This is a genomic window from Bifidobacterium sp. UBA4282 (genome assembly GCF_002394995.1).
Taxonomy (GTDB): Bacteria; Actinomycetota; Actinomycetes; order Actinomycetales; family Bifidobacteriaceae; genus Bifidobacterium; species Bifidobacterium pullorum_B.
The window spans coordinates 29,831-30,254 of the sequence record NZ_DGVO01000054.1; the positions used below are offsets into that span (position 1 = coordinate 29,831).

At 63.0% G+C, this 424-nt stretch carries 1 protein-coding gene; it reads left to right on the top strand.

Features of this window, described 5'->3' with window-relative positions; translation table 11 throughout:
- Nucleotides 1-162: 162 nt before the first annotated feature.
- A partial coding sequence (locus tag B4C31_RS08435; RefSeq protein WP_291532100.1) for a hypothetical protein occupies nt 163-424 on the top strand: 262 nt, incomplete at its 3' end.

The following is a 424-nucleotide window of genomic DNA, read 5'->3' on the forward strand; positions in this document are numbered from 1 at the left end:
GCCGGTCGCCTGGATTATCTACCTGTCCACCGCGCGCTTCGTCGCCCGCCGCGGATGAAACAGGACACGCCATCGAACAACTGTTCGAATCATCGCGCCGAATGCGGTATCCTTGGCATGATATAACGGGCGACCAATCCATATCGGCATAAGGAGGCTGCGGTGGCTGCGAAACGTACGGCGTCGAAGAACGGCACGGTAACGGTGGAACGGGTGCTGACCAGCGACTCGTTCCTCGCGCGCGAGCTGGCCAAGGCCCCGATGAGGCAGAACGGCACCTCGCTGATCGCCGACCTGGGGCATCTGCCCAACGACCTGAAGATCGTCATCCAGGGCGCTCGCGAGCACAACCTGAAGGATGTGGACCTGGAGGTGCCGCGCAACCGCATGGTGGTGTTCACCGGCCTGTCCGGCTCCGGCAAGT